The sequence below is a fragment of the Arenimonas sp. genome (genome assembly GCF_019459675.1).
Classification (GTDB): Bacteria; Pseudomonadota; Gammaproteobacteria; order Xanthomonadales; family Xanthomonadaceae; genus Arenimonas.
This window is the reverse complement of record NZ_JAIBFH010000297.1, coordinates 1-4,191: the sequence shown is the minus strand read 5'-3', so window position 1 is coordinate 4,191 and position 4,191 is coordinate 1. Positions and strand designations below refer to the sequence as shown.

The 4,191-nt window shown below is 71.5% G+C and carries 6 protein-coding genes; 2 read left to right on the top strand and 4 right to left on the bottom strand.

The features are described from left to right. A partial coding sequence (locus K0M70_RS10085) for a response regulator (protein WP_290781740.1) occupies nt 1-448 on the top strand: 448 nt, incomplete at its 5' end. A 26-nt stretch (nt 449-474) separates the two neighbouring features. Here K0M70_RS10085 and hemE read toward each other — a convergent pair. Genes hemE through K0M70_RS10065 form a run of 4 tightly spaced genes read right to left on the bottom strand, consistent with a single transcriptional unit; the run spans nt 475 to nt 3,479 of the window. Continuing rightward, entirely contained in the window at nt 475-1,554 is a 1,080-nt protein-coding gene (hemE, locus tag K0M70_RS10080; RefSeq protein ID WP_290781742.1) for a uroporphyrinogen decarboxylase, read from the bottom strand. Between the two features lie 4 nt (nt 1,555-1,558). Beyond that, nucleotides 1,559-1,813 (bottom strand): WGR domain-containing protein, encoded by a 255-nt coding sequence (locus K0M70_RS10075; protein WP_290781739.1) that lies wholly within the window; start codon nt 1,811-1,813, stop codon nt 1,559-1,561. A gap of 50 nt (nt 1,814-1,863) precedes the next feature. Then, nucleotides 1,864-2,940 carry a 3-dehydroquinate synthase gene (aroB, locus tag K0M70_RS10070; protein WP_290781741.1) on the bottom strand — a complete coding sequence of 359 codons (1,077 nt, stop codon included), beginning with the start codon at nt 2,938-2,940 and terminating at the stop codon, nt 1,864-1,866. Continuing rightward, entirely contained in the window at nt 2,937-3,479 is a 543-nt protein-coding gene (locus K0M70_RS10065; RefSeq protein WP_290781738.1) for a shikimate kinase, read from the bottom strand. The genes aroB and K0M70_RS10065 overlap by 4 nt, the downstream gene beginning before the upstream one ends. Nucleotides 3,480-3,542: 63 nt before the next feature. On the opposite strand from K0M70_RS10065, the gene K0M70_RS10060 reads away from it, so the two are divergent. After that, the coding region (locus K0M70_RS10060; RefSeq protein WP_290781737.1) for a hypothetical protein at nt 3,543-4,191 on the top strand (649 nt) is incomplete at its 3' end.

Below are 4,191 nucleotides of genomic sequence, written 5' to 3'. Positions count from 1 at the left end.
CAGCGCACCAATCGGGTCAATGACGAAGAGCATCTGCATGCGGCCGTGGGGCGGGCCGCGCGCCGCGGCGCCGGCAGCGGCCGGCAGGCTCGAGCTGCTGCTGGTGGAAGACGACGCGGTGGTGGCCGAAGTGGTCTGCGGCCTGCTGGCGCGGCTGGGCCATGGCGTCGTGCATGCGCCGCACGGCCTGGCGGCGCTGGCAGAGCTGGAGCTTGCCCGGTTTGACCTGGCCCTGCTGGACCTGGACCTGCCGGGCATCGACGGGCTGGCGCTGGCGCGGCTGATCCGGGCCAAGGGCCTGCCCCTGCCGCTGCTGGCGCTGACCGCGCGCGCCGATGCCGAAGCCGAACCGGCGGCGCGCGCCGCGGGCATGGACGGCTTCCTTCGCATGCGGGTGACAGGCGACATCCTGGCCGAGGCGATCGCCGCCGGGGTTAGCCAGCGTTAGCCGCGGCTGCCGGCGGCGGCCGCGCTTCAGTCGGCGCGGCTGATCTCGTGCACGGCATCCACCAGCACGCGGACGCTTTCAGGATCCATGTCGGGCGACATGCCGTGGCCGAGGTTGAACACGTGGCCCGCGCGCGAGCCGCCGTTGGCCGCCGCGTAGTCGTCCAGGGCAAGCCGCGCCTGCGCGCGGATCACGTCGGGAGAGGCGTAAAGCGTGGTCGGGTCGAGGTTGCCCTGCAGCGCAACGCGGCCCCCGGTGCGGCGCCGGGCCTCGCCCAGCGACACCGTCCAGTCCACGCCCACGCCCTCGCTGCCGCAGGCCGCCAGCTCCTCGAGATAGGGCGCGTTGCCCTTTCCGAACAGGATCAGCGGCGTGCGTTGGTCGCCTTCACCGCGCGGCAGTTCGGCGGCGATGCGCTGCAGGTAGCGCAGCGAGAATTCGCGGTAGATGTGCGGCGCCAGCACGCCGCCCCAGGTGTCGAACACCTGCAGCGCCTGGGCGCCGGCCGCGCGCTGCGCGGCGAGGTAGGCGATGACGGCGTCGGTGGTGACTTCCAGCAGGCGATGCAGCGCGGCGGGTTCGTTGAGCGCCATGGACTTGATGCGGGCGAAGTCCTTGCTGCCGCCGCCTTCCACCATGTAGCAGGCCAGGGTCCAGGGGCTGCCGGAAAAGCCGATCAGCGGCACGCTGCCGTCCAGTTCGCGGCGGATCAGGCTCACCGCGTCCATCACGTAGCGCAGCGAGCTGCCCATGTCGGGCACCGCCAGCTTGGCGATGTCGGCCGGCGTGCGCACCGGGCGTTCGAACTTGGGGCCTTCGCCATCGGCGAAATACAGGCCCAGGCCCATCGCATCGGGCACGGTGAGGATGTCCGAGAACAGGATGGCCGCGTCCAGCTCGAAGCGGCGCAGCGGCTGCAGCGTGACCTCGCAGGCCAGCTCGGGGTTCGTGGCCAGGGCCATGAAGCTGCCGGCCTTGGCGCGGGTGGCGCGGTACTCGGGCAGGTAGCGGCCCGCCTGGCGCATCAGCCACACCGGCGTGCAGTCCACGGGCTCACGGCGCAGTGCGCGCAGGAATCGGTCGTTTTTCAGGGTCACGGCGTTTATTCCATCAGCGGGGTGCGTCGGCACCTTGGGCGAACATCACCAGGAAGCCCTTGCGGACCTGGGCGTCGCGGGCTTTTTCGAAGGCCAGCAGGGCGGCATCGCGCTCGAGGTAGAGCTCGCGCTTGAGCGAAGCCTTGCCGCCGATCTGGCCGGTTTCACGCAGCAGCGTCCAGCTGCCCAGCAGGTCCTGCTGAAGCATCAGCTGGACATACTTGGGAGCTTCGCCGGCGGCGGGTTTTTGCTGCATCAGTAGGCGCATAGGTGCCGCATTCTAGCCTGCCCGGCGAACACCCACCTACCGGGCGGCCATCAGCCCTCGAGGATGGCGAGGATGTCGTCTTCGGGAACGTCGGTCACGATCTCGGCCTGCCCCAGGCCGGCCCAGAGAATGAGCCGGATACGGCCCGAGACGCCCTTCTTGTCGAGCTTCATGCGGCCCAGCAGGGACTCGCCCGACAGACCGGCCGGCAGTGCGACCGGCAGGCCGAAGCGCTCGAGCAGGGCGGCCAGGCGCGCGGTGTCCGACCACGGTGCCCGGCCCAGGTCGGCGGACAGCCGGGCCGCCAGCACCATGCCCACGGCCACCGCTTCGCCGTGAAGCAGGCCGCCGTAGCCCTGCTCGGTTTCGACGGCGTGGCCGAAGGTGTGGCCGAAGTTGAGCAGCATGCGTTCGCCCTGCTCGGTTTCATCGCGCGCGACGATGCCGGCCTTGTGGGCGCAGCTGGTGAATATGGCGTGGGCGAGGGCGTCGGGGTCGCGCGCCAGCAGTGCCTCGGCATGATCTTCAAGCCAGCCAAAGAAGGCCTCGTCGGCGATGGCGCCGTACTTCACCACCTCGGCCAGGCCGGCGCGCAGTTCGCGCGCGGGCAGGGTGTCGAGCGTGGCCACGTCGGCCAGTACCGCGGCCGGCTGGTGGAAGGCGCCGACCAGGTTCTTGCCTTGAACGAGGTCCACGGCGGTCTTGCCGCCGACCGACGAATCCACCATCGCCAGCAGGGTGGTGGGCAGCTGCACCAGGCGCACGCCGCGCATCCAGCACGCCGCCGCGAAGCCAGCCAGGTCACCCACCACGCCGCCGCCCAGCGCCACCACCGTGGCGTCGCGGCTGGCGCCCAGCGCCGCCAGGGCGGCCATCACTTCACCGAAGCGCGCCAGGGTTTTTTCCTGCTCGCCAGCCGGCAGCACCAGCGTGCCGGTGGTCTTGCCGGCCAGCGCCTGCTGCACGCGTGCGAGGTAGTGCGGCGCCACGTTGCTGTCGGTCACCACCAGGGCATGCCGGCCGGTCACCAGCGCCGCAAGGGATTCGGGCGCATCGAGCAGGCCGCGGCCGATGTGGATCGGATAGCGGCGCTGGCCCAGCTCCACCTGAAGTTCGGGCCGGGTCAGGGCGTTGCCGCCGCGCGCTGCCAGCGCTGTCCCAGCCGCGCACCCCGGCGCGGGGCGGAAACCGCCACCGCCAGGCCGTCGGCCTCGAAGGCCATGTCGGCGACGGCGCGATAGATCGGGCCGCGCTCGATCGCCATCGCTTCGAGCTTGGCGCGTTTGTCGCCCACGGCCAGCAGCGGGCGGGACCGGTCGCGCGCCAGCCGCTCTATCTGCTGGTCCACGCTCACCTGCAGGTGCACCACGAAGCCCCGCGCCTGCAGATGTTGCCGGTTCACCTCGGCCAGCACCGCGCCGCCGCCGGTGGCCACCAGCTGGCCGCTGCCGCGCATCAGTTCGGCCACCAGCGCGGTTTCGCGGGCCCGGAAACCGGCTTCGCCTTCGCATTCGAAGATCAGCGGCACGGGTGCGCCGGTCACTTCCTCCAGCCGGTGGTCGCAGTCGACAAAGGCCAGGCCCAGGCGTGCGGCCAGGCGCTTTCCGATGGAGGTCTTGCCGGCGCCCATCGGACCAACCAGCACGAGATTCGGAGCGGGGTTCATGGGTGGGGATGCTAGCATTTTGGCTGCCGCGCACTGAGCCGGCGCGGGGAGTGCGGAGCGGCCATGGTTTTTCGAAAGGCTTGGAGGGTCGGCCTGGCCGGCGTGGCGATGGTGGCGGCATTGCTGGCAGGTGGCGTCGGTGCGAACGCCGCGCCCGCTGCCGGCAGCTCCGGTGGTTTCATTGCCGGATTCCGGCCGGCCCCAGCACCGTCGGGAACAATGCCGATGCTGTCCTTGGTTCGCACCACGTCCGCACCCGGCGACCGTCGCGCCGAACGTGATGCCGCCAGCGATTGGCGCCTTGCCTGGCTGGACGCCGAAGGCCGGGTGATCCAGGTGCTCGCGCTGCCCGATCCGATGCGTGCGCATCACGGCAGCTTCGACACGGGCCAGCCGGTGTTCGTGCGCTTCCCGGACGAGCCCGGCGCCGTGCTGGCGGAGCTGCGTGATGCCCGCGGCCAACTGCGCGGCGAGATTCCGCTCGATGCGCTCGCTCGTGACCAGGCCGCTGCCAGGCAAGTAGCCGGTTCCCAGCGCCTGGCCAGCGCCGCGCGCCATTCCGAAAAACGGTCCGGCGATCCGGCCAGCACCACCGCGCAGGCGCGCCAGCGCCTGGATTTCCAGCTGGACGTGCAGTCGCAGCTGCGCGATCGCCGGGCCCAGCGCTGCGCCCCGGGTCCGGGCGCCGGGCGCGCGGCCCCCATGGGGGGCC